Consider the following 24,582-nt stretch of genomic DNA (forward strand, 5'->3'; position numbering starts at 1 on the left):
TGCCGCGTTTAGGCCTTGCTGTAGGTCAGGAGGTTGAGCAGGGTGCAGCTTTCGGAGAGTTGTTCGCCGCGGACGAAGGCCGCCCAGAGCTGTCGCATGATTTTTCCGTGGGCGTTGACGTCCTCCCAGGAAGCGCCGCGCAATAGCTGCATGCCGTCCCAGGCTTCCTTGACGCCGAAGAGGAACGGGATTTCGATGGCGTGGGCGGCCCCGAACGGGTTGTTTGGTGCCGCCCAGGTGAACTCGTATCGAAATGCCCGGCCGCCGGCGTCTCGGTGGCGTTGGGCGAAACGGCGGGCCGGTGTCGCGTAGATCTTGTTTGTCATGGTCCGGCTGAGGGCCGCGCCGATGCGTTTGCCGACCACTGGAGTGGCGAAGAGTCGCTGGGCGGAGGGGACGGCGGGGACGAATAGGCGGACTTCATCGGCCGTGGAGCCGATGAGCACGTCTATGTCGGGGGCTGCGGCGTCCCAGGCTGCCGCGATGCCTTCCTCTGGCGGTAGTGGGTCGGCACCATAGCCAGTGCCAAAGGGCATCGCTCCTTTCAGGCCGAAGCGAGCCCCCACTGCGGAGATGGCCGCTTGCGCGTCGAAGAGCTCCTGCATTGATGAGGTCTGGTCGAGGGCCGCGCCAGCCTTGGCCATCGCCGTGCGCATCCGCCCTCGGCCACGTGAGAGTCCCAGCGGGGCGCTTTGGATGATGGCGCGGGTGAATAGTTCTGTGGCTTGGGGAGTGGCCATGAGGTGGGCGACGGCGTCTCCGCCTGCTGAGTGCCCGGCGACGGTTACTTGCCGCGCGTCCCCGCCGAAGGCCTCGATATTGCGTTGTATCCAGGCTAGGGCGGCGATCTGGTCGCACAGCCCCAGGTGGGGGGAGCGGTCTTGGCCGCCCAAGTACCCGAGGACTCCGAGACGGTAGTTGATGGCCACGACCACGATGCGCTGTTCGGAGACGATGGAGGTGGGGTCGTAGCCGGGGGCGTCGCCTGCTCCGGAGACATAGGAGCCGCCGTGTATCCACACCATGACCGGTAGCAGCTCGCCCTCTGCGCGGTCCAGTGGGGTGGTGACCGATAGGTTCTGGCAGCGCTCGTCTTCGGGAAGGTTGCCGGTGGGATGTCCGACGACGGCTTCCAGGTTGGGGGCGGGCGGTTGTGGGCAGGCCGGTGAGGCTGTAGTGGCGTGGAATGGGGTGGTCCAGTCGGCGACGGGGCGCGGTTGCTCGAATCGCTCGGCGGTGGCGTAGGGGATGCCACGGGCGCGGATGACTGGTCCGTCGACGTAGCCCACGACCGGGCCGCACGCGGGGTCGAACACGGGTTGCGAGGTCATGACGGCATCCTTATGGCTTGGTCCGCAGCGTGGGCTTTTAGTGAGGTCTGTGGGCCCACACGATACCAAGCGGTAGCGTCGCAGGGGTCGCACTTTCAGGATGCGCCAGTGCGATGAACAGGCGTTTCGTATCGGAGAGTATGAGCAAGGACTCAGTCACCTTCGAGTAGGTCCATGAGGCCAGAGGTGGCGCGTTCCAGTGCGTGGGCGTCGCCACCAGCGCGTGCGAGCACATAGCCGCCTTGCACCACGGCCGCCACCGTGGTCGCTCGCGCCGTTGCCGTTGTGAGGGGCACGCCCGTTTCGGCGATCACTGTGGCCAGGGCTTCGACTAGCGCGGTGAAGTAGCGGCGAATGGGTTCTCGCATTTCCGCATCGGCCATGACGTCGGGGTCGGCGGTCAACCGTCCGATTCGGCAGCCCGCCAAGGCGTCGCGTTGGCGGGTCAGGAAGGCGCGCAGCCGTTCGCGCGCGGGGCGGTCCTGGTTGAGTACCGCGAGGGCCCTGGCCAGGGCTTGTTCCGAGGTGCGTTGGATGGCCGCGATGGCTAGCGCCCGTTTGGTCGGGAAGTGGTGGTAGAGACTGCCGTGCCCAACGCCACTGCGCGCCAGTACCTGTCGAGGCGTTGTCGCCGCGACTCCGTTTTCCCAGAAGAGTTCTTGCGCTGCCGTGATGAGTCGCTCTCGCGCTGCCTGGCCTCGCGATATGCCGGTTTGTGTCACCCCGTACTTATAGCATACCTACCTATAGGTATGTTTGAGTGATGAGCACAGCAGACCCCACTGCGGCCACACCCCAATCCGGTACCACCGCAGACCACCTCGCCGAGGATCACGACCGACAGGTCGTGATCGCCCATCTTTCCGACCCCCACGTGGACACCAGCGTCGAACGAGCCCGGCGTTTCGCCAGGGTCATGGCGCAACTGGCCGAACTGAACGACATCGACGCGGTCGTGGTGACCGGCGACATCTCCGACCATGGAGCCGCACCGGAATATGAACAGTTCTTCACGCTCTTTGACGTGCCCCAGCCATCCATAGTCGTGCCCGGCAACCACGACCTGCGGGCCGCCATGTCGGCGCACATGACGCCCGATGAAAACGGGCGGCTCAACTCGGTCATCGACGTCGGTGGCGTGAGAATCGTCGGTCTCGACAGCCTGGTGGAAAATGCCATCGAGGGTCGCCTCGACGCGCAGACAATCGAGTTCGGCCATGCCGCCATCGCCGAGGCGACCGGGCCGGTCTTCCTCTCCCTGCACCACCCGCCCGTGCCGGTGGGACACCACGTCATGGACCGCTACGGCCTACATGAACCCGCTGCCTTGGCGCAGCTTGCGGCCGAGCCAGCGGTGGTCGCGGTCCTCACCGGCCACATTCACACCGCCCTGTCGTCAACATTCGCCGGCAAACCCCTCCTGGGCGCGCCGGGCATCGTCTCGACAATGCGGCTGGGCAGCCGCGTAAACCCCGTCGCCGACGACGCGGCGATGCCGGGCCTGGCGATTCACACCCTGCGGCCCGGATGCCACCTGACCTCGGTGTTCCACTACTTGAGCCCTGAGCCGTCGGGGACCACCTAGTGGAGCTGCTCACCCTGGTGGGTGTTGCCATCCCCTTCGTCCTCAGTCCGGGCGCGAGCTTTGCGCTCACGCTTTCCCATGCCGCCAGCGGGTTGCGTCTGGCCTGGCTTTACGTCATGGCGGGAACCGCTGGGGGCACCTTCGTCATGGCATTTCTCGTGGGAGCGACGGGCCTGGGTGAAGCACTGACCGCCAACCTGCTGGGTCGCTCGATGCTGGAGGTGACAGGCGGGGCGGTACTGATCTGCTTTGGGTTGATCTTGCTGCGCAAAGGGTTCGGGCGCGATACCGAAGTGGCCGACGCTCCGGACACGTCACGGCTGGTGCGCTGGTCGTTCGTGACCGTGGTGGCCAACCCCAAGGCACTCAGTCTCTACTTGGTGGTGGTTCCAAGCTTGGCCTCCCCACAGTTGCGCGGGCTGACACTTCTCCTGGCCTTCGCCGCTATCCACATGGGGTTGCACACCCTATGGCTATTCCTGGTGAACTGGGGTGCCATTGGCGTACCCGGCCTGGTCGGATCGGTGCGGGCCCAGCGCTGTGCCTACGCGGCCTCAGGTCTGATGATGATGGGTTGGGGCCTCTACATGGCCGCCCCGGTCGCGAACATGGCCTCATAGGTCGGTTTGGCGTAAAGGGAGGCTCCGAAGGTTGTGCACTCTTGCATAGGCCTCAAGGTTCAACCAGCCATGCTTCAACACGTGTGAAGCCAGCGGTGGTTCGTACAACATGGACTTCAAAACCGGCGACTACGCGCCCTCGAAATGTCTGTGAGGAGGCTGGCCCGGTGTGCGGAGAAACCGACGCGGTTCGCAACAACCGCGCGATTAGCCGCCTTGACATCCACATGCGAAGGAGGCTCTTAGCCAGCCGCGCAATCACCCAGGAAGCTAGCAACGGGTCGCCGGTGGCGGCAGGTGAGAGGCTTCTACTCGGTGCGACCAATGTATTCGTCGGCTGCGGCGGCAATGCGGGGCCCCATGGCGAACAGCCGGGCTAGGTCCTCGTCCGTTCCAGCGGCCGCCCGCAAGTGGGCATCGAAATCTCTGATGGCCTCACGCAGCCGCGCGTAGAGCTCTTTGCCCTGGTCTGTGAGCAAGATCTGTTGCACGCGCTGGTTGTGTGGATGCCGGTAGCGACTGATGAGGCCAAGATCACCCATCACCTTCAGATGGTGGCTCAGCGTGGCCTCGCGGATATCGACGGCGGCGGCCAGTTCGCGCTGGGTGTGGATCTCTAGTTCATGCAGTGCCAGCAAGATGAAGTAGATGGAGCGGCTGCCACCATGCCGGGCGAAAATAGTCTCCGCCGCCTGGCTGGTGTGCTGGTCCACGTGCCTGATGAGCGCTGCCACCGGCTTTTTGCTCCAGTCGATCATGCCCCACAGCTTACGAGCCTATGGCCAGGAACTTTCTAGCACCGCGTGGAACAGGTTGAGTTGCTCCATTTGGCGGTGCACAGCGGCAGGGGTGGTTGCTTTGCGCGTAGTGGGCCTAAATCGGTTAGCTCGTCGACCATGCGCAAGGTACTGTTGCACAAACACTTAGATAACGAAGTGTTAGATATCGAAGTATCTTTGCGAGTCTACGTTCCTATGCCGACGTGACCACACTGGAGGATTCATGACCCCGTACGCCACCCTAGAGACCGTTCTACGCCAGCAACTGCTCCCGCCGGGCTCACCGGGCTATGCCACTGCCACTGAGACCTTCTTTGCTTCTCCTGGCCGTGTCCCGCTGGCAGCCGTGCGGCCGACCAGCGCCGAAGAGGTCGCCGTGGTGGTGCGCGAAACACACCACCACGGCGTGCCCTTGACCGTGCGCTCGGGCGGTCACACCCCTCGTGCCATCGCCGACGGGTCGGTAACCCTCGATACTCGCAAACTCAACGCCCTTCACATGGACCCCAAAGGGCGCATCGGCACGGCTGGTGGAGGCGTGCTAGCCGGGGACTATAATGCCGCCGCTCATCAGCACGAACTGAGCACCGGCTTCGGTGACTCTCCGACCGTGGGCATCGCCGGTCTCACCCTCGGCGGTGGACTCGGGTTCCTCAGCCGCCGAGATGGCCTCACCATCGACAACTTGCGCTCTGCGGATTTGGTCCTAGCTGACGGCAGTTTGGTGACCGCCAGCCACGAGGAACACCCCGAACTGTTCTGGGCACTGCGCGGAGGCGGCGGTAACTTCGGCGTGGTGACCCAGCTGCGCTATGACCTGCGGCCAGCCGGAACCATCACCGGCGGCCTACTGGGCTTCAACGCTGACCCGGACCTACTTGTCGCCGTCACAGCAGCGGTAGCGGCGGCGCCGCGAGAACTCGGGGCCATGCTGAATCTGATGATTGTTCCCCCTATTCCGTGGATCCCAGAAGAGATTCACGGAACTTTGGCGCTGATGCTCTTCCTGTGCCACTCTGGCAGCGCGCGCGACGCGGAAAAGGTCTTCGCAGGCTTGCGCGCATTGGGTCAACCGATCATCGACACAGTGACACAAAAGCCTTACCCGGAGATGGTCGAAGGTCCGCCTGCGGCTCCGGAGAAGCCTCGCGTAGCGGTGAGTTCGGGCTTTATCAGCAGTATCGACCGTGCATGGGCAGCCTCTGCGATCGACGCTGTCGAAACCTCGGCCATCGAACTGGCCTCTATCCAGCTGCGGTTTATGGGGGGAGCAATTGCCGAGGTGCCGCCGCAGGGCACCGCTTTCGCCTACCGGCACCACCAGGCCAGCGTCGCCGTCGTCGCTGGCACTTACGATCCCGCCAAAGCAGACGAAGGCGCCGCCTGGGCCACACGGGCCCGCTCCGCTCTTGGCCTGACCGGGCTTTATGGCAATTTCCTAGGCGATAGGCTCACCGGCGACGACGTGACCAACGCCTTTCCGGGTGAGACCCTCCCTCGGTTGCGCGAGGTGAAGCGCCGCTACGACCCGGATAATGTCTTCTTCTCCAACTTGAATATTGATCCGGCGTAGGTTCAGGGCAAGGAAGCGGATCACGCTAGGAACGTCCATAGTGGTCGTTTAGGGCGCTAGGTCACAGATAGCAGCTTCTGGCCGCCGTTGGCAGCACACAGCCGCATTCGACAAAGAGACCCGCCTCCAGCGTGATCACTGGTGAGCGGGTCTTTTTGCTGTTCAGGTGTTGCGCACCTCGCTGGGTGGTTCTCAAACCCGCGCACGCCCCTCGTGGCGCTGATTCGCCGAGTTCTACGGGGATCGCGGCGTCGGGGTTGTCACCCGGATGCGGGCTAGCGTGGTCGTCGGCTCGGTCGAGGATCACGTAGACACGATTGGCGTGCTTGCCGCGGGTCGGGGAGAGCCTGGAACAGGTGCGGAGCTCGTCGCGGGACGATCGCGTTGTCTCATCAGATCATCGACCTGGCACTGCGCGGACCGGCTGGATCACCGAGGCAGAGCGCCGAGTCGGAGACACTGTGGTTCCTGATCGAGGACATCTTCGCCGCTGGGGACGCTACGCCCCAGCTATCGCCCGCTGGGAACACATCACCGGACGGCCTGCCCCCGCACCAGCGCTCTTGAACGAGGCGAAGGGGCCACGGCCCGCGCCTGAGTTCGTGGAGTGGCTGATGGGCCTCGAACGAGGCCGGGTTACCGAGTCCAATCATGGGCTCACCGCCAACCAGCAGTTCACCGCTCTCGGAAACAACCTCCTTCCGCTCCATGCGGCTGTGGCTTTGGGAGGACTGGCGGGCGCCGCAGGCCCGTAGGACGACTCGAACTGTTCACATGGCGGCGGGAGTGCGTGATCGGCCAGCGAGGTGGCGGCGAAGATGTTCGGCGGTGTGGGTGTTGCTGTCGACGGTCATCTGGTCCGGGGTGCCCTCGAAGATGACCTGGCCGCCGTCGTGTCCGGCCTCGGGGCCGATGTCGATGATCCAATCGGCGGCGGCGATGATGTCGAGGTTGTGCTCGATAACCACCAGCGTCGACCCGGCGTCGATGAGCCGGTCGAGCAGCCCGACTAGGCGGGAGATATCGGCCAGGTGCAGCCCTGTGGTTGGCTCGTCGAGGATGATCGTGCGGCCGGGGGTGGCCAGTTCGTTCGCCAGTTTGAGCCGCTGACGTTCGCCGCCGGAGAGGCTGGTGAGCGTCTGTCCCAAAGTGAGATAGTCCAGCCCGACGTCGTGTAGCCGGGACAAAACACGAGTGATCTTGGGCTGGGTGAAATAGTCCAGTGCTTCCTTGACACTCATCTCAAACACATCGGCGATGTTCGCGCCAGCGACAGTATGTTCTTGGGCTTGCGGGGTGAAGCGCCGCCCCTGACACACTTCGCAGCTAGTGACCACGCCGTCCATGAAGGCCAGGTCGGTATAGATAACGCCGTTGCCTTCACAGGCGGTGCATCCTCCAATGGAATTGGGGGTGAACAGCCCGGATGGAGCTCCGGTGGACTTGGCGAACACGTCGCGAATGAGATTGAGCATGCCGGTGAAAGTGGCTGGATTAGAGCGACGCGACCCACGGATAGGGCGTTGGTCGATCACGACCGCATCGGGTTCGACTGTGGGGAGGTTTCCGAGCACCAAGCTGGACTTCCCTGACCCGGCCACCCCCGTCACGGTCGTCATCACCCCACGTGGGATACCGGTGGAGACATCCCGGAGGTTGTTGGTGGTGGCCCCGACGATGTCAATCCAGCCGTGAGGCTCACGCCGGGGTCTAGCAGCATGAGCATCGACGCGCAACCCGAATCCGGTGGGCGTGTCGGCCTGGGTGAGACCCGCGTAGTCGCCTTGATAGATGATCTGTCCACCGGTGGTCCCGGCACCGGGACCCAGGTCGATGATGTGATCGGCAATGGCCATGATGTCCGGATCATGTTCGACCACGAGCACGGTGTTGCCGCGATCTCGCAGCGCCAAAAGCAGCTGCCCCAAGGCAGCGACATCGCGAGGATGCAGGCCCACCGTGGGTTCATCGAAAACGTAGAGCATATCGGCCAAAGCGCTACCGAGATGGCGGACCATTTTAATTCGTTGGGCCTCGCCCCCAGAAAGGGTAGAGGTGGCGCGGTCAAGGCTAAGGTAACCCAGGCCCAGCGTCATCATCCGCTCCAAGTGGACACACAGGTTCGTGACCAGGGGCGCCACATTTTCGCCGTCGATCTTCGCGACGTGCTCGGCGAGGTCGCTGATCTGCATCGCGTTGAGGTCGGCGATGGACTTGCCATTGATGAGACTGGCTCGGGCGGGCGCGGCGAGTCGGGAGCCGTGGCATTCGGGGCAAAGCCCGCGCGAGACGATCCGCTCGAACGCCTCGCGCTGGGCGCCTTTGAACGAGTCGGGCTCGCGTTGCAGGTAGATACGGTTGAACCGGGTAAGGATGCCTTCATAGGAGGTGCCGACCGCGTCCATTCCGGCTGGCGGGGTGTGCTCGCCGGCCGGTGCGTGGAGGAACAGTTCACGGAGATCGGTCGGGTAGTCGATGATCTTCATGTCTGGGTCAAAAAACCCGGACTTGGCATAGGCTTTCCACAGCCACGTACCTGGTTTGAACGCGGGAAAGGTGATCGCTCCTTCGTTGAGGGAGCGGCTGAAGTCGATCAGCTCGGATTCCACTACTGTGGCCGCGATGCCAAGCCCTTGACAATGGGGACACATACCAGCGGGGTCGTTAAAGCTGTAAGCATGGGAGTAGCCAGCGGCTGGTTCGCCAACCCGGGAGAACAACAGTCGCAAGCGAGCGCCGATGTCGCTAATCGTGCCCACTGTGGAGCGCGGTCCACCGGAGAGGCGCTGCTGGTCAACCACGATGACGGCCGAGAGATTCTCCAGTAGGTCCACATCAGGTTGGGCATAGCTAGGCAGCCGGCCTTGGGCGAATGCCGAAAATGTCTGGTTAAGTTGGCGCGCTGATTCGGCCGCGATCGTGTCGAACACCAATGAGGACTTGCCCGAGCCCGACACGCCGGTGACGACTACGAGCTGATGCTTGGGTACATCTACGTCAATGTTGCGAAGTGAGTTTTGACGGGCTCCGCGCACGCGGATCACGTCGGGGGTTGTGGTTGTCATGAAAGCCTCCGATAGGTACGAATGAGTAAGGGGGGCACCGTGGCTAGTGCGAATAGCCAGCTGATGCAAAGGACATGTCGCCGCCGATGGTGATAGCGGTGCCGCTACCGTGATGTCGACGCACGCGGGCATCGTCGAGGCGGCAGTCGCGCAACCTTCTTCGCGACTGAACTGTGGACGCTTTCGCATCCGAGAGGGCACCGGCGGAGGCCATGGAACCCATTCCCAGAAGGCGGTTGTTGGTGATCGGCGAATGGCACTGAGCTGACACTAGAGTCGCCGTGTCCAGCCTGTGGAAAGCCGTGCTTATTGCCTCGGCCCAAACTGAGCCCGGCGGGCTCGTATCGATAAACATGCTGCCCCCAAATAAAATCTACAATGTATTATACAACGTATAGTTTAGGAGGCGCGGATGCCCAAGCGCACAGAGGTGGATGAGCTAAAGCTGCTCGGGCTGCTCTGGCGGGACTCGCCAGCGAGCCCACGCAGCGGGATTAGTACTCAGAGCATTACCGCACTGGCAGTCGGTCTAGCCGATAGAGAGGGCTTGGACGCGGTGACGATCCGGCGGCTGGCCCAAGAAGCCGGCGTTACCGCTATGGCGCTGTATCCCCACATTGGTGGCCGTGCCGAATTGGTCGAGCTCATGCTTGACCACGTCGCGGGCAGAACGTACGAGGCGATCACCATCCCTGACGGTCCCGACTGGAGGGCGCGTGTGACCGCGATTGCGGAAGCGAACTGGGCCAGTTGCCAAGCCCATCCTTGGATTACCGACCTGGCCACCGGCCGCCCTGTCCCCGGGCCGGGGGCCTCCCGAAAGTACGAGATCGAGTTGAGTGCCTTGGATCGAATCGGACTGACCGAGATTCAAATGGAGCACACGCTTACCGCGTTGCTGTCATTGGTACAGGGAACCGCTCGCGCCACCATTGCGCTCCACCGCTCCAGAGAGCCGGGGGAAGAGCACGACGCCAACTGGTGGGCGCAAATTGAGCCATCCTTGACCAGTGCCATTGGTGACGAGACCCGGTTTCCCACCGCTTCGCGCGTCTCGGGCATCCTCGGAGAACAAACCGGCAAGGCTAATGACCCAGAAGGTGCCTACCGGCGTGGTGTGGGCTTGTTTATCGACGGCATCGCGAATCAGCTCAATCGTCCCAGCGCCTGAGACCAAACCGGCGCGACAGCATGTTTGGGCCGCACCATGACCTCGCTCGTGCGGGAACGAGAACCCCGCCAAGTCCTTCGCCTTTGTGCACGTGTGGCTAGCTTTTGTCCAGTACGGATCGGTATCTTCGTCAGCCGAAACGACTAACCCCAAGCTTGATTCGATGCCTGTCCGGTCGTGGTAGGCGGCATCCTCATGCCGAGCGGCGATGGTTCACCGTGTCACTAGAATTCCTGTGAGCGACGCTGGTTGAGGCAACTGGATAACATTACGAAGACCAGGACCAATAATGTCCACAATGGTATTCAGTGGAGTTTGTCTACGCATAGAGGCTCATGCGATAGCGCAGGTTCAAGGCCGCGGCGGGCGAAGTTTGCGCAGGTAAACGAGCTGACAAGATCGAAGAAGGAGGAGCCTTTTGCATGAGTCTCATGGTCCTCAGATGGCCGCTCTTAGCTGCCGTGGGCAGCACACAGCCGCATTCGACAAAGAGACCCGCCTCCAGCGTGATCACTGGTGGGCGGGTCCTTTTGCTGTCCGGATAGTGCGCCCCCGGCAGGATTCGAACCTGCGACACACGGTTTAGGAAACCGTTGCTCTATCCCCTGAGCTACGGGGGCCACGTGCCGAGTTTAGATGACCGCTTGACTACCGCTGTCGGGCCCCATGGACGCCGGTTCGCGAGTATGGGGACAGCGACCGATGCCAGGCTGGGACTGGCATTGACCCCGCTGGCCAGCCGGTGAGCCGTCACCGCGACAACGTGAGGGTGTGCACAGCATGGGCCCAACCGCAGCCCAGATGTGTCAGGATGGGAAGCGCCTGGATAGGCAACCGGAGGTGGGGCTCTCCGGAACCAACCTCACGGACGTGACAACGGTCCCTATCTCGAAACCGCACCCTAGGATGGTGCGCGCAGAGGGAGGGTGCCGACCGTTGAGTGAGAAACTGACCACGCAAGAGCTGCGCGAGTCCGAACCGGGGATCACTGAAAAGACCAATCCCCGACCTGGGCCGCGTGACCTTGGCCTAGTCGCCCTCGGCGGGGCGGCCGGATCGCTCCTTCGTTACGGGTTCGACATTTTCCTCCCCTTCGACGGTGATATCGCCTGGAGCGTCTTGGTCGTCAATGTCTGCGGGGCGTTCCTACTAGGAGCTTTGATCACCATTCTGACGCTGAACGGCCCAGACCGTGGGCCCCGGCGTGACCTGCGATTGCTGCTGGGGACGGGCTTGCTGGGCGGTTACACCACCTACAGCATGCTGGCCCTAGACGTGTCCGCCTCGTTGCTCCAAGGCCACATCCTCACAGCGGTCGGATACGCCATGGCGACTCTCGTGCTAGGTGCCCTGGCCGGTTGGGGCGGAATCGTGGCCGCGCAATGGTGGAGGTCACGACGATGAATGAGTTTGTGCTGGCCGCCAGCGTCGGTATCACCGGCGGGTGCGGCGCGGCCCTGCGTTACCTGGTGGATCAGAGCCTGACCGAGATTCTCGGTGCCCGTTTTCCCTGGGGCACCATGATCGTCAACCTCACCGGCTCCCTTGCGCTTGGCCTGCTCGCGGGCGTCGTCTCCGGTGGACCCTGGTTCACCATCCTCGCCATGGGGCTATTGGGCGGATACACCACCTTCAGCACCGCGAACCTAGAGATGCTGCGCCTAGTGCGGGAAAAACGATACGCCGCTTCCTTGCTCCACGGCCCCGGAATGCTCCTGGGCTGCACGGCCTTGGCCGTGGTCGGGATTCTCATCACCAGCGGCTGACCTCGCGTCGCTAGCTAGCCTCAGAGGTCGCCAAGGGACGCACCCGACGGATTTCGACGGCAGCCAGGCGCGCGGCCTCGGCCGCGTCGTCGGTGGGCTGCTGTTGCGAACGACGTTCGGCGGCGACCCGCTCATGATAGGCGTCGATTTCCCGCTCTCGGGTTTTTTCGTCCCAGTTCAACACGGCGCCCATGAGGTCGGCGGCGTCTGCGGCCGCCTCGATTCCACGATCGGGCGTTTCCACAGAGATGCGCGTCCGCCGAGTCAGCACGTCTTCCAAGTGCAGCGCCCCCTCCGACCGGGCCGCATAGACGATCTCAGCCCGCAGATACTCCTCGGCTCCCTTGACCGGGCGCGCCAGCTGCGGCTGCTCCACCGACAGACGCAACACCTGCGGCGTCAGACACCCATAGCGCTGCAGCAAATGCTCAATCATCGGCACGCTCTGGTTGTAATGGCGAGCCAGCTTGGAGCGCCGCTGCCAGTAATAGTGGTAGGCGTCAGCACCCAACAGCGGCAGACGGTCCGTCCCCGAGGGCGGAGCGGTCGGTACGGCCGCGTCCACCGCGTCGGCGGCCATAACCCGGTAGGTCGTGAACTTGCCACCGGCCACCAACACCAGCCCGGGAGCGGGCTGAACCACCGCGTGCTCGCGCGACAACTGCGAGGTCGAGTCGGTCTCGCCGCGTAGCAGAGGCCGCAGCCCGGCATACACCCCGGCCACGTCCTTGATGGTGATCTGCTTGTTGAGCAACATGTTCGTCTGTTCGAGCAGGTAGGCAACGTCGGAGGCCGAAGCTGCCGGGTGCGACCGGTTGAGATGCCAGGGAGTATCGGTCGTGCCGATGATCCACTGCTCTCCCCACGGAATAATGAACAGCACACTCCAACGAGTCTTGGAAATGATGCCCATATCGCCATCGATGGCGCTACGAGGCAAAACTAGGTGCACTCCCTTGGAGGCCTGCACCCGAATCCCGACTGGTTGTTCGGTCAACGCGGCGATGTCGTCCGACCACACGCCCGCCGCCGAGATGACTGATTTGGCGCGGATTTCGAAGTACTCGCCCGACTCCACGTCGAATGCCTTAATGCCACGCACCCTGCCCGAGGGGGTCTGTAGCAGCCCCACCGCTTCCACCGATGCGGTCACGGCGGCTCCCAGTGAAGCGGCGGTACGCGCCAGCGTCGTCACGAACCGGGCGTCGTCGACCTGGCCGTCGAAGTAGCGGATCGAACCGTGCAAGTCGGAACGCAAGTGGGGGAACACTTCTTGGGTCTGGCGTTTCGAGAGGTGCCGATGCCACGGCATCCCGCCCCGCCCACGGCTCTTCGCCGTGGCCAAGAGGTCATACAGCGCCACTCCCGCGCCGTAATAGCCCCGCTGCACCACATTGTTCAAGGGAACGAGGAACGGCAAGGGCCGCACCAGATGCGGAGCGATGCTTTCAGCCAGCAGGCCCCGCTCGGTCAGCGCCTCATGCACGAGAGCGAAATTGAGCTGTTCGAGATAGCGCAGTCCACCGTGAATGAGCTTGCTGGAGCGGCTGGAGGTCCCAGCGGCGAAATCGCGCGACTCCACCAGAGCGGTCTTCAAGCCACGACTGGCCGCGTCCACAGCCGCCCCGGCCCCAGTGACACCTCCGCCAATGACCAGGACGTCATAGGTCTCGTTGCGCAAAGACCGCAAGTCGCGCTCCCTGCGTTGCGGCGAGAGCTGACCGGCACGGGATCGAGGCCACGAAATTTTGGTACGCACGAGACAACTCTATCGACCGCGACAAAATCTGACAGACCATTGGCGACGTTGGGTCCGATGTCGCCACAGTAGGATCTCCCGCCGCAGCTAACGCACTGCTTGGGGCAGATATCCGACAGGACGAAACCCGGAGCCACCCATTTGTGGCCAACCTGCGGCGACAAAGGCGACGAAACGGCCCCGGCGAGGCTTCGCACAGCCCAACGGCCCTGTGCCACATCCGGCCGCACCGACGCTCGGTTCACACGCGAGAATAATCTTCGATATTTTTAAGGGGTGAACCCCTCGATTCGAATCAGCCTCGGCGCGCTCACCCATGTGTGCCGCAAACTGGAGAATAAGCTGACGATCCCCGTCGTCGTCGCTGCCCTCGCCAGCATCCCGGCTGTCTTCTTGACCGTGTGGGGCAGCGAACAATACGAAATGGCCGGGCATGCCATCGGCTGGGCCGCCGCCATCGTGCTGTGGGTCGAGTTCGTCATTCTCCTGATGGCAGCCCGCAACAAACGCGAATGGCTGCGTACCCACAAATGGCCGCTCACCATTTGCCTGCTCACCCTCGTCAGTCTCGTCTTTGCCGCTGGCGGCGCCCAAATCCTGCGCCTTATCCACCTCATGGGCTCCATTCGCATGCTGCGCGCCAAACGAATCTGGGACGCCAGCCTCGTCCTTCGCCGCCGGATGGGCCTCAACGGCTGGTGGAACGCCGTCCTCTTCGGCGCGATGGGGATAGTCGTGGCCGGTTTTGTCGCCATGGTGCTAACCGACCCGACCGCGCAGCACTCCGAAGTGGTCAACTGGTTTGGCCAAAACGCCCGCATCATCCCCATCGCCGCCGCGGGCCTCATCCTGGCCGCGGCGACCTACCTGGTGGTGCGCAATAACCACGAAGAGGCCGACGAACGCGCCGACGAAACCTGGGAAACCGCCGTACGAGAAGACCCGCCACCGCCGTCTCCCTCCGAGGCCGCGCCGGAGCCGTCGACTCAAATGCTGCCCGGCGCTTCCATCGAACCGGCAGACCCCCTCATCGATGTCGACGAAGCGGCCTTCCCCACCACCGAAGCACGACCGCCCCACGAAAGAGGGTCCGACGGTACCGCCTCCATCGGTACCGAACACTCCCGTGACGGCCGCTTCGAGAACGACGTTCCCCCCACACCCGGTGACGTACGGTAGAAGCGTGGACACCACCGACACCATCACGCTGACCGGCCTGCGAGTGCACGGACGACACGGCGTCTTCGAGTTCGAGCGACAACGCGGCCAAGACTTCATCATCGACGTCGTCCTCACCACCTCAACCGCCGCCGCTGCCGCCTCCGACAACCTCGCCGACACGATCGACTATGGCGCTTTGGCCGACAGCCTGGCCCATATCGTCGCCGGAGAACCGGTCAATCTACTTGAAACCCTCGCCCAGCGGCTCGCCGACGCCTGCCTGGCCGACCCGAGAGTTATCGACACGACAGTCACCGTGCACAAGCCGCAAGCACCCATTGCGCACGCGTTCTCCGACGTCGCCGTCACCATTCGCCGCTCGAGGGCACTATGAGCACCGTTGTTCTCAGCCTTGGAGCCAACCTCGGCGACCGGGAGGAAAACCTCACCGAAGCCCTCGACCACCTGCGGCCCGACCTGGCCTCCGACCTCTACGAAACCCCACCGTGGGGCGAGGAGGACCAACCGGCCTACTTCAACCTCACCGTCATATGCACCCGGGCGGGTCACACCGCGCACGACTGGCTCTCCCAGGCAGCCAAAGCCGAAATGCGCGCCGGGCGACTGCGCGACCCACAACGCCCCTACGGGCCGCGCACCCTCGACGTCGACATCATCGCCGCCTGGGACGACCACGGAGACCCCGTCCTCTCCAACGACCCCCAGCTGACCCTTCCCCACCCGCGCGCACACCTACGCGCCTTCGTCCTGGTCCCCTGGTTGGCTATCGACCCCGCCGCCGAACTGCCCGGGGTCGCAAAAGTGCGGACATTGTTGCGCAAACCGAATCTAGCTGCGGACGCGCGTTCCCTTCGCCGCCTTCACCCGATATGGTCGAACGATCATGGCTAACCAAGAACCGCAACCGACCTTGCGACCGACCGCCTATTCCACGCTCGTCGTATGCGCGCTGGCCGCTGGAGCGATCACGCTCGGACTCGTCTCGCGCTTCTACCAGAACGTTCCCGAGCTGGCCTGGTACAACCCAGTCGCGCTGCTTATTTTGGCTCTCGTGTTGGCCAACGTGGCCTACATGACGCGCCGCCGTATCCGCAAGCCCGGAGAATACGCCCCAGTGCAGCCGCTGCAAGTGGCACGCTTTGCCGTCCTGGGCAAAGCCACCGCCATCGGCGGAGCGCTTTTCTTCGGTGCCTACAGTGGCTTCACCATATGGGCGGCGGTGCAGGCCCCACTGTTGGACGCGGCCGCCGATGACGTCCCACCTGGCCTATTCGGGGTGGTCGCCTGCCTGATGCTGACTGCCGCCGCATTGTGGCTGGAGCGTTCCTGCCGCATCCCCGATGACGAGGAGTCCGACCTCACGGGTCAGCCCCGCCTCGAGCGTCCTAAAGACAACGGAGAATAGGAGGCCCGCACCCCCTAAGCAGGCTATTGAACCGCCCCTGACGCGGCCCGCACCCCAAGTGCCGCACTCGGCCCTGCCTGCGGCCACGCCTGATCACCACCGGCCGATCCGGCTCCATCCCCTCGTATCCCCAGCGACGAATACGACAATGCGCTTTTGACGACTTTGCGCTTATGAGGTGCGCTTCATGACCAAGAAAGCCCCACCACGCAGTCCCAGCCCCGTGGCTGCGCCTTCCACCACTGCCAGCGGAGGCGACCTGTCGTCCGATGACGACTTTGACTCCGAGGGCCAGCGCGACCGGCTTGGTGTCCACATTGTGTGGGAGCTGATCCTACTGGTCGCCGCGATGGGCGCGGTGTTCCTGCTGTCGCAGACCTCGCTGGGTCCATTTGGGGCCTGGGGGTGGCACGGCCTGTTTCTTGTGTTGACCCCATTCCTGTTGGCCGCCACGGCTGCGGCCATCAGCTTGCGCGTCGGCTCCGCGAACTTCGCGGTCGGGCCTATCGCGCTGCTGGCGGGGTGGCTGTTCCTCGACGCGTCGAGCCTGGGGCTGGCCGCGGTTCTCTTGGGGCTGGCATCGGCGGGTCTGGCAGGGCTCATGCTGGCGACTCTCGTCGCATGGCTGCGCATCCCGGCCTGGGCGGCCAGCCTCACGATCGGTATGGCCATCGGGTTGTGGTGGCTTTCGGCCGGAGCGCCGGGGCCTTTGCAGTTCAGCCAGTTCCCTCGCTCGGTCGCTCTGTTGGCGGTGGGGGCCGCCATCGGATTTTCCATCATGCTTGGCCTCATCGGCGCGGCCTCGAAGTTGCGAGAGAAACTCTCCGATATTCGCGACGCGGCCCCAGGCCAAAAGCACGGACGCGGCAAGCTCGTGTTCGTGGGGCTCCTTGCCTCCTCGTTGCTGGCCGGAGCCGCCGGGGTGGCCGCCGCCTGGATTTCTCCGCACTTCAATGACGGCGCGTCGGTACCAGCCGATGGCATGAACTACACGTTGCTGCCCATGGCGGCCGCATTGCTGGGCGGTACCAGTTTGTTCGGTCGCCGGGGTGGGTTCGCTGGCACGGCGTTGGCCACGACGGTGCTCGTGTCGACCATGTGGTTTCTGGAGTCCCGCAACGAAAACTTCGATGAGAAGTGGTTGCTTGTGGCGGCGCTATTCGCCGGGTTCATTATCAGCCGCGTCATCGAAACCTTCAATTTGCCCGCCGAGGATGATGACGACGATCGTGACCTTTCGGACTTGGGCGGATTGGCTCAGGACGATAACGGCGAATTCGAGCGGGTTGCCGCTGAGGAGATACCCGCGCAACGTGACAGTGGACGGCCGTTCGATGGCACCGGATACGACGATGACTTCGCCTCGGTAGCCGGGGGTGGCGGCTATGGGCCGCAGGGCGACCCTGGTCGTTTCGGCCCACAAAGCGGGCACGGCGGCTATGGCCATGGCACTCAGCCGGGCGCGAACGAATACGGCGAGCCCGGCTATGACAACGGTGGCTACCCAGAGCCTGGCACGAGGGGCGGCTATGGGCCGCGCGGATATTCCGCAGACACCTACCCGCCTAACCAGCGCGGATTTGACGACCCTGGATACGATGCCAATGGTGGCTACGGCAACTACCGACGCTGATGCGGTAGGCGTGACCGGCGGATGCGCCTGTCTCAAAGCCAGCTGTAACCCGGTTCGAGGTGCGTCAAGCCAGACTCGGCGAACTACTGGCCCATCTCGAACCAACCTGGCCGCGTCGAGACTGTTTCACCCCATATAAGGATTCCCATTTCCATGACTCAACCATCCGATCCTCAACCCGGCGGCCAATACTGGGAACCATCTGAGCCTTCCCAGGCTGCGGGCGAGCAAACCCAGAGACTCACTGGGGCCCCGGCCGAGCCGCCGTTCGTCGCCCCGGTTGGCGGGCCGACTCCGCCTCCGCCAAACCTGGGCGCCTCGGCCGTGGCGGGTACCTCGACCATGCCCGCCGCGCAGAGCCCGATCGATCCATTCGCAACGTCTCCGCAGGCGAGTGAGGAATCTGCGCCGGGCCGCTCTCGCGACCGGATGGGATTCACGCTGATCTGGGAGGGCATCTTGCTGCTGCTGTCCCTCGGTGCTCTGGCGGCGGTAATCTTCACAGTTGACGATGTCTTCCCCGCTGGCGCGCGTTTCGATGAAGCTGCCAACGTCATCGTCCCGTTCCTCTTGATGGCCTTGGGGCTGGGCCTGTCGTTGCGGCTAGGTGCTCCCAACTTCGGCATTCCGGTGTTCGTGATCGTGGGGGCTTGGGCTGTTGGCATCGGGGTGGGGGAGAACCTGTTGCTGGACGTGGGCGTGCTGGTGGGGATCGCCCTTGTTTCCACGGTGCTCATCGTGATACTTACCGTGGCGTTGCGGCAACAACCCTGGATTGTCACGCTGGCGGTCGCGTTGTTGATGTTCGCTATTGTCGCCGCGTGGGCAGAGTCGCTATCTGGCCTGTCGAACCACGTCCCCACGGTTTCGGGATTCACCCTCACTCCGTGGATTGCCCTGGTCGCGGCCGTGGCATTGGCCGTGATTGGTGGTTTGCTGGGTTGTCTGACCGCGATGCGGGAACGCTTTACCAAGGTCAGCTCTATGCTGAAGGGGGAATGCCCGCGTTCGGCCTCGTTGGTGAGCTTCTATGGGCTGTGCACGTTTATTTCGATCACGTTGGTGTTTGCGGCCGTAGTGCTGTCCCAAGCCCTTCCCCAAGGGGAATACGGCGGCCTTTGGGCCGTGTGGGCACCCGAAACCGGCTTCTCCGCCGTTTTCGCCTTGGGCGCGTTGACACTGTTCATGATGGTGCTCGTCATCGTGACATGGGGTGGCACCAGCCTTAACGGCCGCCGGGGCGGTATTGCCGGAACGGCGCTGGCCGCGATCTTGGTATTCGCGATCTTCCTCTTGGTGGAGAGCGCCATGTATGGGCAGCGCCCGAATGGGCTAGAGATGCTCTTGGAGCCGGTGATGTTCTTGGGCACCGATGCGTCCAATATCAGTTTTCTTCTCTTGGCCCTCATGCTGGTCCTCGGTCTGTTCATTAGCTGGATGGTGGACCGGTGGGGGCAACCACGAACACCTGTTACCGAAGGTGACCCGGTTGAGTTTCCACCACAACCGGCCCAAGACTCGGCTGAATCAGACGCGGATTTGGGGATCTTTGGGGAGCCAAACCGAGACCCGGACGCCCATATGTTTCCCAACCGCTAGCTGCCTACCAGGGCAGTGCGGGAATATCCCACCGCCGCGCAGTAGTCCATCATGGACGACAGCGGGCGCGGGGGTGGCTTTGGTCCCGCCGCAGGCGCTGTCGGGATCTTTCGTTTTTCACACTTGTATGACGCGAATGCCCACGGCCTCGAACTCGCGCAAATGGTCGCGAGGGGCGGTGTAATCGGTCACGAGGGTGTGGATGCGGTCGGCCGAACAGATGCGGGCAAAGGCGTGCCCGCCGATCTTGGAGCCGTCGGCGATGACGACGATCTTGCGGGCCCGCGCCGCCATGAGGGCGTTGATCGCGGCTTCACCTTCGTGATGTGAGGTTGCGCCGAGCTTGACGTCTACCGCGTCGACGCCCAAGAACGCGATGTCCAATGTGATTTCTCGCAGGATGGGGGCAGCCAGCGGCCCAATCAGCTCATAGGACTGGGGACGGACGACGCCACCGACGACGACCACTTTCAGGTGTGGGCGCACGATGAGTTCGTTGGCGATGTTCAAGGCGTTGGTGACGACCGTCAGGCCGGTGGAACCGGGGGCGGCGACGAGATCGGTGCGGGTGGCTAGGGCTCGCGCCACTTCGGTGATGGTGGTGCCGCCGTTGAGGGAGATGACCATGCCGGGCCCGACGAGCCCGGCGGCGGCCTGCCCGATGCGGTGTTTCTCCTCGACGTTCTTGGCGGTTTTGTACCGCAAGGGAAGGTCATAGGAGATGCCTCCGGCGACCGCGCCTCCGCGTGTGCGGGTGATCATTTGCTGTTGTGAAAGCTGGTCGAAGTCACGCCGGATGGTCGCTTGCGACACTTCGAGGCGTTTAGCGGCGTCTTCCACGGTGATGCGGCCGGTCTCGGCCAGAATCTCCAGCAAGGTGTTCCACCGGGCGTAGCGGTCCACGTGACTCCTTTACCGTCGATCTAAACTTTGCATGGTCGTACTTGCACAATACTGATCAATTCGCGGGTAGTTACGCGCACCCGCTGCGCATATTCTAAAGGAGCCGTGATGAGCGAGCTATCTTCCCAGGTAAATTGGCCGACCGTGGCTAGCGTGGTGACGCCCGATGGCGTGCTCACGGGAGCAATCGTGATCGAAGACGGTTGTGTCACGCGCATTGAGGAGCGCCAAGGCGAGCCGCAGGGGTGGGTGGTGCCTGGATTTGTCGATATCCACTGCCACGGCGGGGGCGGGCACTCGCTGGCCACCGGCGAGGCCGAATCGGCGCGGGCCGCCCGGGCCTTCCACCTCGGTCGCGGCACGACCTCGTTGGTCGCTTCCCTGGTCTCTTCGCCGTTTGACCTGATGCTCAAAGCCACCGAGGCATATCGGCCCCTGGTGGAGGAGGGCACGCTGGCCGGAATCCACTTCGAGGGCCCCTATCTGGCCCAGAGCCGCTGTGGGGCCCAGAATCCGCAATATTTGCGCGACGCCTCGGTGAGCGAACTTCGCCAGTTGGTCGAGACTGGGCAGGGGGCGGTGAAAATGGTGACGATTGCGCCGGAACGCCCCGGTGCCTTGGAGGCGATCGAGTTCTTGGCCTCCCAGGGGGTGGTGCCCTCGATCGGGCATACCGATGCGACGTTTGAGCAAACCGAGGAGGCCATCGAGGCGGGGGCCTATGCCGCGACGCATTTGTTCAACGCGATGCGGCCGTTCAACCACCGCGACCCCGGCCCCATTCCGGCGTTGTTGGACGATGGCCGAGTGGTCGCGGAGATCATCGCCGACCCGGTGCATTTGCACCCGGGGACCATGCGGTTCGCGTTCAATGTTTCCCTTCCGCAGTGGACGGTGTTGGTCTCCGACGCGATGGCGGCGACCGGACTATCCGATGGCGACTACGAGCTGGGCGGCCTGGAAGTCACGGTAAAGAATGGAGAGGCGAGACTTACCTCCGACGGTTCCATTGCCGGGTCGACCATCACGATGTTGGACGCCTTCCGCAACGCGGTGAATATGGCTGGCCAGGATGTTGTCTCGGTGTCTCAGATGGCCTCGGCGACCCCGGCGGAGCTGTTGGGCTTGGCCGATGTGGGCACACTCGAGATCGGTAAGCGTGCCGACGCGGTGTGGTTGGGGCCCGATTTGGAGCTGCGCGGGGTGATGCATCGCGGGCAGGTCCAGCCGCTGTCGTGACCACTAGGTTTGGTTGACTTAGCCGCCGAAGACCGACGGCGTGGTGGGGTTCGATCCGGTGTACATGCCGCAGGTGATGAAGAACGACGCCAAGCCCGTGGCCAGACCGTAGACCGAGTAGCTCTTGTTGGTGGCCTCACCTTTGTTGGCCAGGTTCCACCCGATCGCGCCGAAGACGACCGCGATGCCGCCCAGTGGCCAGGTGACGAGGTTGAGAATCGGGATCATCGACAGGATGATGCTGGCCAGGCCGCACACCAGTGAGGTGGTACCGATGTTGTTGCGTGGCTCGCCTTGGCTGCCCAGGGCCGCAGGGGTTGCCCGAGGGCGCTCGTCGCCGTTATTGGCGAGGGCCTCGCCGCTGATGTGACCGTCAATGAGCGCACTGGTGTCGAAGGCGCTGTCGTCGAATAGCCGGTCGTCAAAGGAGTCATCGGGGGCCGGTTGCGCTTCGTGAGGCCGTGGTTGTTTTTCCGGTGGCACGTGGTCGTCGGGGACGTCCTCTGGTGGAGGGGGAGGGCTGGTCGACATGGCATCAACCTTTGCTCGAAGTGGCGTGGCAGCCGAGGCCTCGGCTGTGGTTTGTTGGCACGGGCCACCGTCAGACGGGCGCTGTCTGTCCCTTGACCGTATACATATTTGGGCTGTTCATGTGCCATATCAAGCGAAAAAAATTCGCGGGAAAAAGTTTCGCCACAGAGGTTTACTACGGGTGAGTAAGAGAGTACAAATGAATTACGGGTCTTCAAGGACTTACCCGGGACACGCTCCCGGCAGACCTGCGGATCCGTACACAGCCGCTGAGTACCCACGTGCGACCAAGCCGTCGGGAGGCACAGCGAGTTCGGTCACCTAGGGGCCGACTCCATATAAGACATCACGCTTGTTAGCTCGGTTGGATGTGGACCTTAACGGTTCAGCTGCGGCACTGCCCCAGCTGGACCGTTTTACTGTGAGGCTTGTGCAAAAGCGCGATCCCAGGGCCGCTGGAGGCGAAGTTTACGAAGGTAGACGAGCCAACGAGAACGCCTAAAGTGCCTTTTGCGCAAGCCTTTGTGCATTCCCGGCGCAGTTCGGACCCTTCCCCGCCGGGTCAACCCGGCCCTTCCTCCTAGGCGCATTGTTCACCTATGGCGGCACAATGATCATATTAGCCCGATCATGGAGTCCAACGAGTGGACATATTGACCATGAATCGCGCACTTGGTTGACGCAACGGCACTCGTCGGACAATAGTGGTCTCAACCGCACGGTGGCCGGTGAGAAAACGTGCCCTCACGCCGAGGGCGACGCTCTGGCACCGCCGCATCCAGACACGCACGCTCCGCAAGGGCAGCGAGCTGGGCCCCACAGACGAATTCCGGAGGATGGTGGACATGACCGACACCCGCCCTGCCACAGAAGCCGACCTTGTCGGCCTCACCGACCACGACGTGTCGAACGACCCATTCCCCATTAAGGGCTGGGACCACGTTCGCTTCTATGTAGGCAACGCCAAGCAAGCCGCGCACTATTACGCGCACTCCTTTGGCATGAAGCTCGTCGCCTACCGCGGCCCCGAACAGGGCTACAAGGCCCACGCCGAATATGTCATGAAAGCCGGAGGCGTCACCTTCGTGCTCACCGGAGCCGTCCAGCCCGACGCGCCCGCCGCTCTCCATCACGCCAAGCACGGCGACGGCGTCATCGAAGTCGCGCTGACCGTGCCCGACGTCGACAAGGCATGGGAGCACGCCACCAAGCAAGGAGCGAAGGGCATCAGCGCGCCCGAGGACTTCAAGGACGAAAACGGCACCGTCCGCGTCGCCTCCATTGGTACCTACGGCGAAGTGCGCCACGTGCTGGTCGACCGCTCCAACTACGAGGGCCCCTTCCTGCCCGGCTTCATCGAGCGCAAGCCGATCGGCAATCCCGAACGCCGCTTCCAAGCCATCGACCACATCGTGGGCAACGTCGAACTTGGCAAGATGAACGAATGGGTTGACTTCTACAACCGCGTCATGGGCTTCACCAACATGGCCGAATTCATCGGTGACGACATCGCCACCGAATACTCGGCCCTTATGAGCAAGGTCGTGGCCAACGGCAACCGCAAGATCAAATTCCCGCTCAACGAGCCGGCCATCTCCAAGAAGAAGTCGCAAATCGACGAATACTTGGAGTTCTACGGCAGCCCGGGAGTCCAGCACATGGCCCTGGCCACCAACGACATCCTCTCCACCGTCGACCACTTGCGGGCGGCGGGAGTGGAATTCCTCGACGTTCCAGACTCCTACTACGAGGACGAGGAACTGCGCTCGCGTATCGGCAAGGTGCGCGCCCCGATCGACGAACTGCAAAAGCGCGGCATCCTGGTCGACCGCGACGAAGACGGCTACCTCCTGCAAATCTTCACCAAGCCACAGCAGGACCGTCCGACGTTCTTCTTCGAGTTCATCGAACGCCACGGGTCGCTCGGCTTCGGTAAAGGCAACTTCAAGGCACTCTTCGAGGCCATCGAGCGCGAACAAGACCGTCGCGGCAACCTCTAAGAACCCAGAAGCTGACGCGAAGGCCGCTTCCGGATTCGCGAGGCGGTATCGCATCGCGATGTAGCGAACGCACGCCCTCGCGTCAGCTTCACCGCAGAGTGGTTCGCAGGCACCTGTGGCCATCGGCGGCCCTAGGCCGACCGACACCAGAACGCTTGCGAACGGCCTGGGAGGCAACGTCTGCGTGGGGACATCGAGCAAACAGCACGCCATAGGCGGCTCGACCCCACGCAGATGGCTCGTCCCACCCGGGCGGGCCCGGATAGCTCATAAACCCCGCGCTTTAGCAAACAGCACCACCTTCGAGGCCATTGGGGCGGACGACTCCGTCAACCCCCGACGAGATATCGCCCGCGGAAACCCGAATCGGCCTTGGCGCGAGCTAGAGATGAGCTGCCCGGGCCCCATTTTCACCGGCGCCATGGCCGCAGGCCAAGCGCT

23 protein-coding genes and 1 tRNA gene are annotated in these 24,582 nt (G+C 63.4%); 15 read left to right on the forward strand and 9 right to left on the reverse strand.

Translation table 11 applies throughout. The features are described from left to right. Positions 1-8: 8 nt before the first annotated feature. Positions 9-1,331, reverse strand: a complete 1,323-nt coding sequence (locus JQS30_RS01530) for a carboxylesterase family protein (protein ID WP_213171649.1) — start codon at positions 1,329-1,331, stop codon at positions 9-11. Between the two features lie 152 nt (positions 1,332-1,483). Beyond that, positions 1,484-2,053, reverse strand: coding sequence for a TetR/AcrR family transcriptional regulator (locus JQS30_RS01535; protein WP_213171650.1), 570 nt, complete (start codon positions 2,051-2,053; stop codon positions 1,484-1,486). A gap of 41 nt (positions 2,054-2,094) precedes the next feature. Here JQS30_RS01535 and JQS30_RS01540 point away from each other — a divergent pair, with 41 nt between their 5' ends. Together JQS30_RS01540 and JQS30_RS01545 are read left to right on the forward strand one after the other, a co-directional pair. Next, positions 2,095-2,916, forward strand: coding sequence for a metallophosphoesterase (locus JQS30_RS01540; RefSeq protein ID WP_213171651.1), 822 nt, complete (start codon positions 2,095-2,097; stop codon positions 2,914-2,916). Beyond that, on the forward strand, positions 2,916-3,536 hold the full coding sequence (locus tag JQS30_RS01545; protein ID WP_213171652.1) for a LysE family translocator: 621 nt from the start codon (positions 2,916-2,918) through the stop codon (positions 3,534-3,536). Before JQS30_RS01540 ends, JQS30_RS01545 begins: the two co-directional genes overlap by 1 nt. Before the next feature lie 308 nt (positions 3,537-3,844). Here JQS30_RS01545 and JQS30_RS01550 read toward each other — a convergent pair whose 3' ends face one another. Continuing rightward, positions 3,845-4,294: a MarR family winged helix-turn-helix transcriptional regulator gene (locus JQS30_RS01550; RefSeq protein WP_213171653.1), complete on the reverse strand. Its 450-nt coding sequence runs from the start codon at positions 4,292-4,294 to the stop codon at positions 3,845-3,847. A 244-nt stretch (positions 4,295-4,538) separates the two neighbouring features. Here JQS30_RS01550 and JQS30_RS01555 point away from each other — a divergent pair, with 244 nt between their 5' ends. Continuing rightward, complete coding sequence (locus JQS30_RS01555) at positions 4,539-5,888, forward strand: FAD-binding oxidoreductase (RefSeq protein ID WP_213172919.1); 1,350 nt, start codon at positions 4,539-4,541, stop codon at positions 5,886-5,888. 61 nt (positions 5,889-5,949) lie between these two features. Here the strand turns inward: JQS30_RS01555 and JQS30_RS01560 are convergent, their stop codons facing one another. Continuing rightward, positions 5,950-6,195, reverse strand: coding sequence for a hypothetical protein (locus JQS30_RS01560; RefSeq protein WP_213171654.1), 246 nt, complete (start codon positions 6,193-6,195; stop codon positions 5,950-5,952). Between the two features lie 154 nt (positions 6,196-6,349). Between JQS30_RS01560 and JQS30_RS01565 the strand changes: the two genes are divergently transcribed. Continuing rightward, positions 6,350-6,643, forward strand: a complete 294-nt coding sequence (locus JQS30_RS01565) for a hypothetical protein (RefSeq protein ID WP_213171655.1) — start codon at positions 6,350-6,352, stop codon at positions 6,641-6,643. A gap of 15 nt (positions 6,644-6,658) precedes the next feature. On the opposite strand, the gene JQS30_RS01570 is transcribed toward JQS30_RS01565, so the two are convergent. Then, entirely contained in the window at positions 6,659-8,953 is a 2,295-nt protein-coding gene (locus tag JQS30_RS01570; protein WP_213171656.1) for an ATP-binding cassette domain-containing protein, read from the reverse strand. A gap of 412 nt (positions 8,954-9,365) precedes the next feature. Here JQS30_RS01570 and JQS30_RS01575 point away from each other — a divergent pair, with 412 nt between their 5' ends. Then, positions 9,366-10,124, forward strand: a complete 759-nt coding sequence (locus JQS30_RS01575) for a TetR/AcrR family transcriptional regulator (protein WP_213171657.1) — start codon at positions 9,366-9,368, stop codon at positions 10,122-10,124. A 547-nt stretch (positions 10,125-10,671) separates the two neighbouring features. On the opposite strand, the gene JQS30_RS01580 is transcribed toward JQS30_RS01575, so the two are convergent. Continuing rightward, positions 10,672-10,744 (reverse strand) — tRNA-Arg (locus tag JQS30_RS01580). Between the two features lie 316 nt (positions 10,745-11,060). On the opposite strand from JQS30_RS01580, the gene JQS30_RS01585 reads away from it, so the two are divergent. Together JQS30_RS01585 and JQS30_RS01590 are read left to right on the forward strand one after the other, a co-directional pair. Continuing rightward, the gene (locus tag JQS30_RS01585) at positions 11,061-11,528 is read left to right on the forward strand and encodes a fluoride efflux transporter FluC (protein ID WP_213171658.1); all 468 of its coding nucleotides are present in this window, start codon (positions 11,061-11,063) and stop codon (positions 11,526-11,528) included. Then, positions 11,525-11,890: a fluoride efflux transporter FluC gene (locus tag JQS30_RS01590; protein WP_213171659.1), complete on the forward strand. Its 366-nt coding sequence runs from the start codon at positions 11,525-11,527 to the stop codon at positions 11,888-11,890. Before JQS30_RS01585 ends, JQS30_RS01590 begins: the two co-directional genes overlap by 4 nt. Before the next feature lie 10 nt (positions 11,891-11,900). Here the strand turns inward: JQS30_RS01590 and JQS30_RS01595 are convergent, their stop codons facing one another. Then, on the reverse strand, positions 11,901-13,649 hold the full coding sequence (locus tag JQS30_RS01595; RefSeq protein WP_213171660.1) for a glycerol-3-phosphate dehydrogenase/oxidase: 1,749 nt from the start codon (positions 13,647-13,649) through the stop codon (positions 11,901-11,903). Positions 13,650-13,925: 276 nt separating this feature from the next. On the opposite strand from JQS30_RS01595, the gene JQS30_RS17215 reads away from it, so the two are divergent. The 6 genes from JQS30_RS17215 (at position 13,926) to JQS30_RS01620 (ending at position 19,468) form a co-directional block, all read left to right on the forward strand. After that, positions 13,926-14,828 (forward strand): hypothetical protein, encoded by a 903-nt coding sequence (locus JQS30_RS17215; RefSeq protein ID WP_246497999.1) that lies wholly within the window; start codon positions 13,926-13,928, stop codon positions 14,826-14,828. A gap of 4 nt (positions 14,829-14,832) precedes the next feature. Then, positions 14,833-15,204: a dihydroneopterin aldolase gene (gene folB / locus JQS30_RS01600; RefSeq protein ID WP_246498000.1), complete on the forward strand. Its 372-nt coding sequence runs from the start codon at positions 14,833-14,835 to the stop codon at positions 15,202-15,204. Further along, positions 15,201-15,722 carry a 2-amino-4-hydroxy-6-hydroxymethyldihydropteridine diphosphokinase gene (folK, locus tag JQS30_RS01605; protein WP_213171662.1) on the forward strand — a complete coding sequence of 174 codons (522 nt, stop codon included), beginning with the start codon at positions 15,201-15,203 and terminating at the stop codon, positions 15,720-15,722. Before folB ends, folK begins: the two co-directional genes overlap by 4 nt. After that, complete coding sequence (locus JQS30_RS01610; protein ID WP_213171663.1) at positions 15,715-16,236, forward strand: DUF3180 domain-containing protein; 522 nt, start codon at positions 15,715-15,717, stop codon at positions 16,234-16,236. Before folK ends, JQS30_RS01610 begins: the two co-directional genes overlap by 8 nt. A 187-nt stretch (positions 16,237-16,423) precedes the next feature. Next, positions 16,424-17,869, forward strand: coding sequence for a hypothetical protein (locus tag JQS30_RS01615; protein WP_213171664.1), 1,446 nt, complete (start codon positions 16,424-16,426; stop codon positions 17,867-17,869). Between the two features lie 153 nt (positions 17,870-18,022). Further along, complete coding sequence (locus tag JQS30_RS01620; RefSeq protein WP_213171665.1) at positions 18,023-19,468, forward strand: hypothetical protein; 1,446 nt, start codon at positions 18,023-18,025, stop codon at positions 19,466-19,468. A 117-nt stretch (positions 19,469-19,585) separates the two neighbouring features. On the opposite strand, the gene JQS30_RS01625 is transcribed toward JQS30_RS01620, so the two are convergent. Further along, entirely contained in the window at positions 19,586-20,371 is a 786-nt protein-coding gene (locus tag JQS30_RS01625; protein ID WP_213171666.1) for a DeoR/GlpR family DNA-binding transcription regulator, read from the reverse strand. Between the two features lie 108 nt (positions 20,372-20,479). Here JQS30_RS01625 and nagA point away from each other — a divergent pair, with 108 nt between their 5' ends. Further along, positions 20,480-21,610, forward strand: a complete 1,131-nt coding sequence (nagA, locus tag JQS30_RS01630; protein ID WP_213171667.1) for an N-acetylglucosamine-6-phosphate deacetylase — start codon at positions 20,480-20,482, stop codon at positions 21,608-21,610. Between the two features lie 18 nt (positions 21,611-21,628). Here nagA and JQS30_RS01635 read toward each other — a convergent pair whose 3' ends face one another. Further along, positions 21,629-22,141 carry a hypothetical protein gene (locus JQS30_RS01635; RefSeq protein ID WP_213171668.1) on the reverse strand — a complete coding sequence of 171 codons (513 nt, stop codon included), beginning with the start codon at positions 22,139-22,141 and terminating at the stop codon, positions 21,629-21,631. A gap of 845 nt (positions 22,142-22,986) precedes the next feature. On the opposite strand from JQS30_RS01635, the gene hppD reads away from it, so the two are divergent. Beyond that, positions 22,987-24,141, forward strand: a complete 1,155-nt coding sequence (hppD, locus tag JQS30_RS01640) for a 4-hydroxyphenylpyruvate dioxygenase (protein ID WP_213171669.1) — start codon at positions 22,987-22,989, stop codon at positions 24,139-24,141. The last annotated feature ends 441 nt before the right edge of the window (positions 24,142-24,582 follow it).

The sequence above is a fragment of the Natronoglycomyces albus genome, from assembly GCF_016925535.1.
Lineage (GTDB): Bacteria > Actinomycetota > Actinomycetes > Mycobacteriales > Micromonosporaceae > Natronoglycomyces > Natronoglycomyces albus.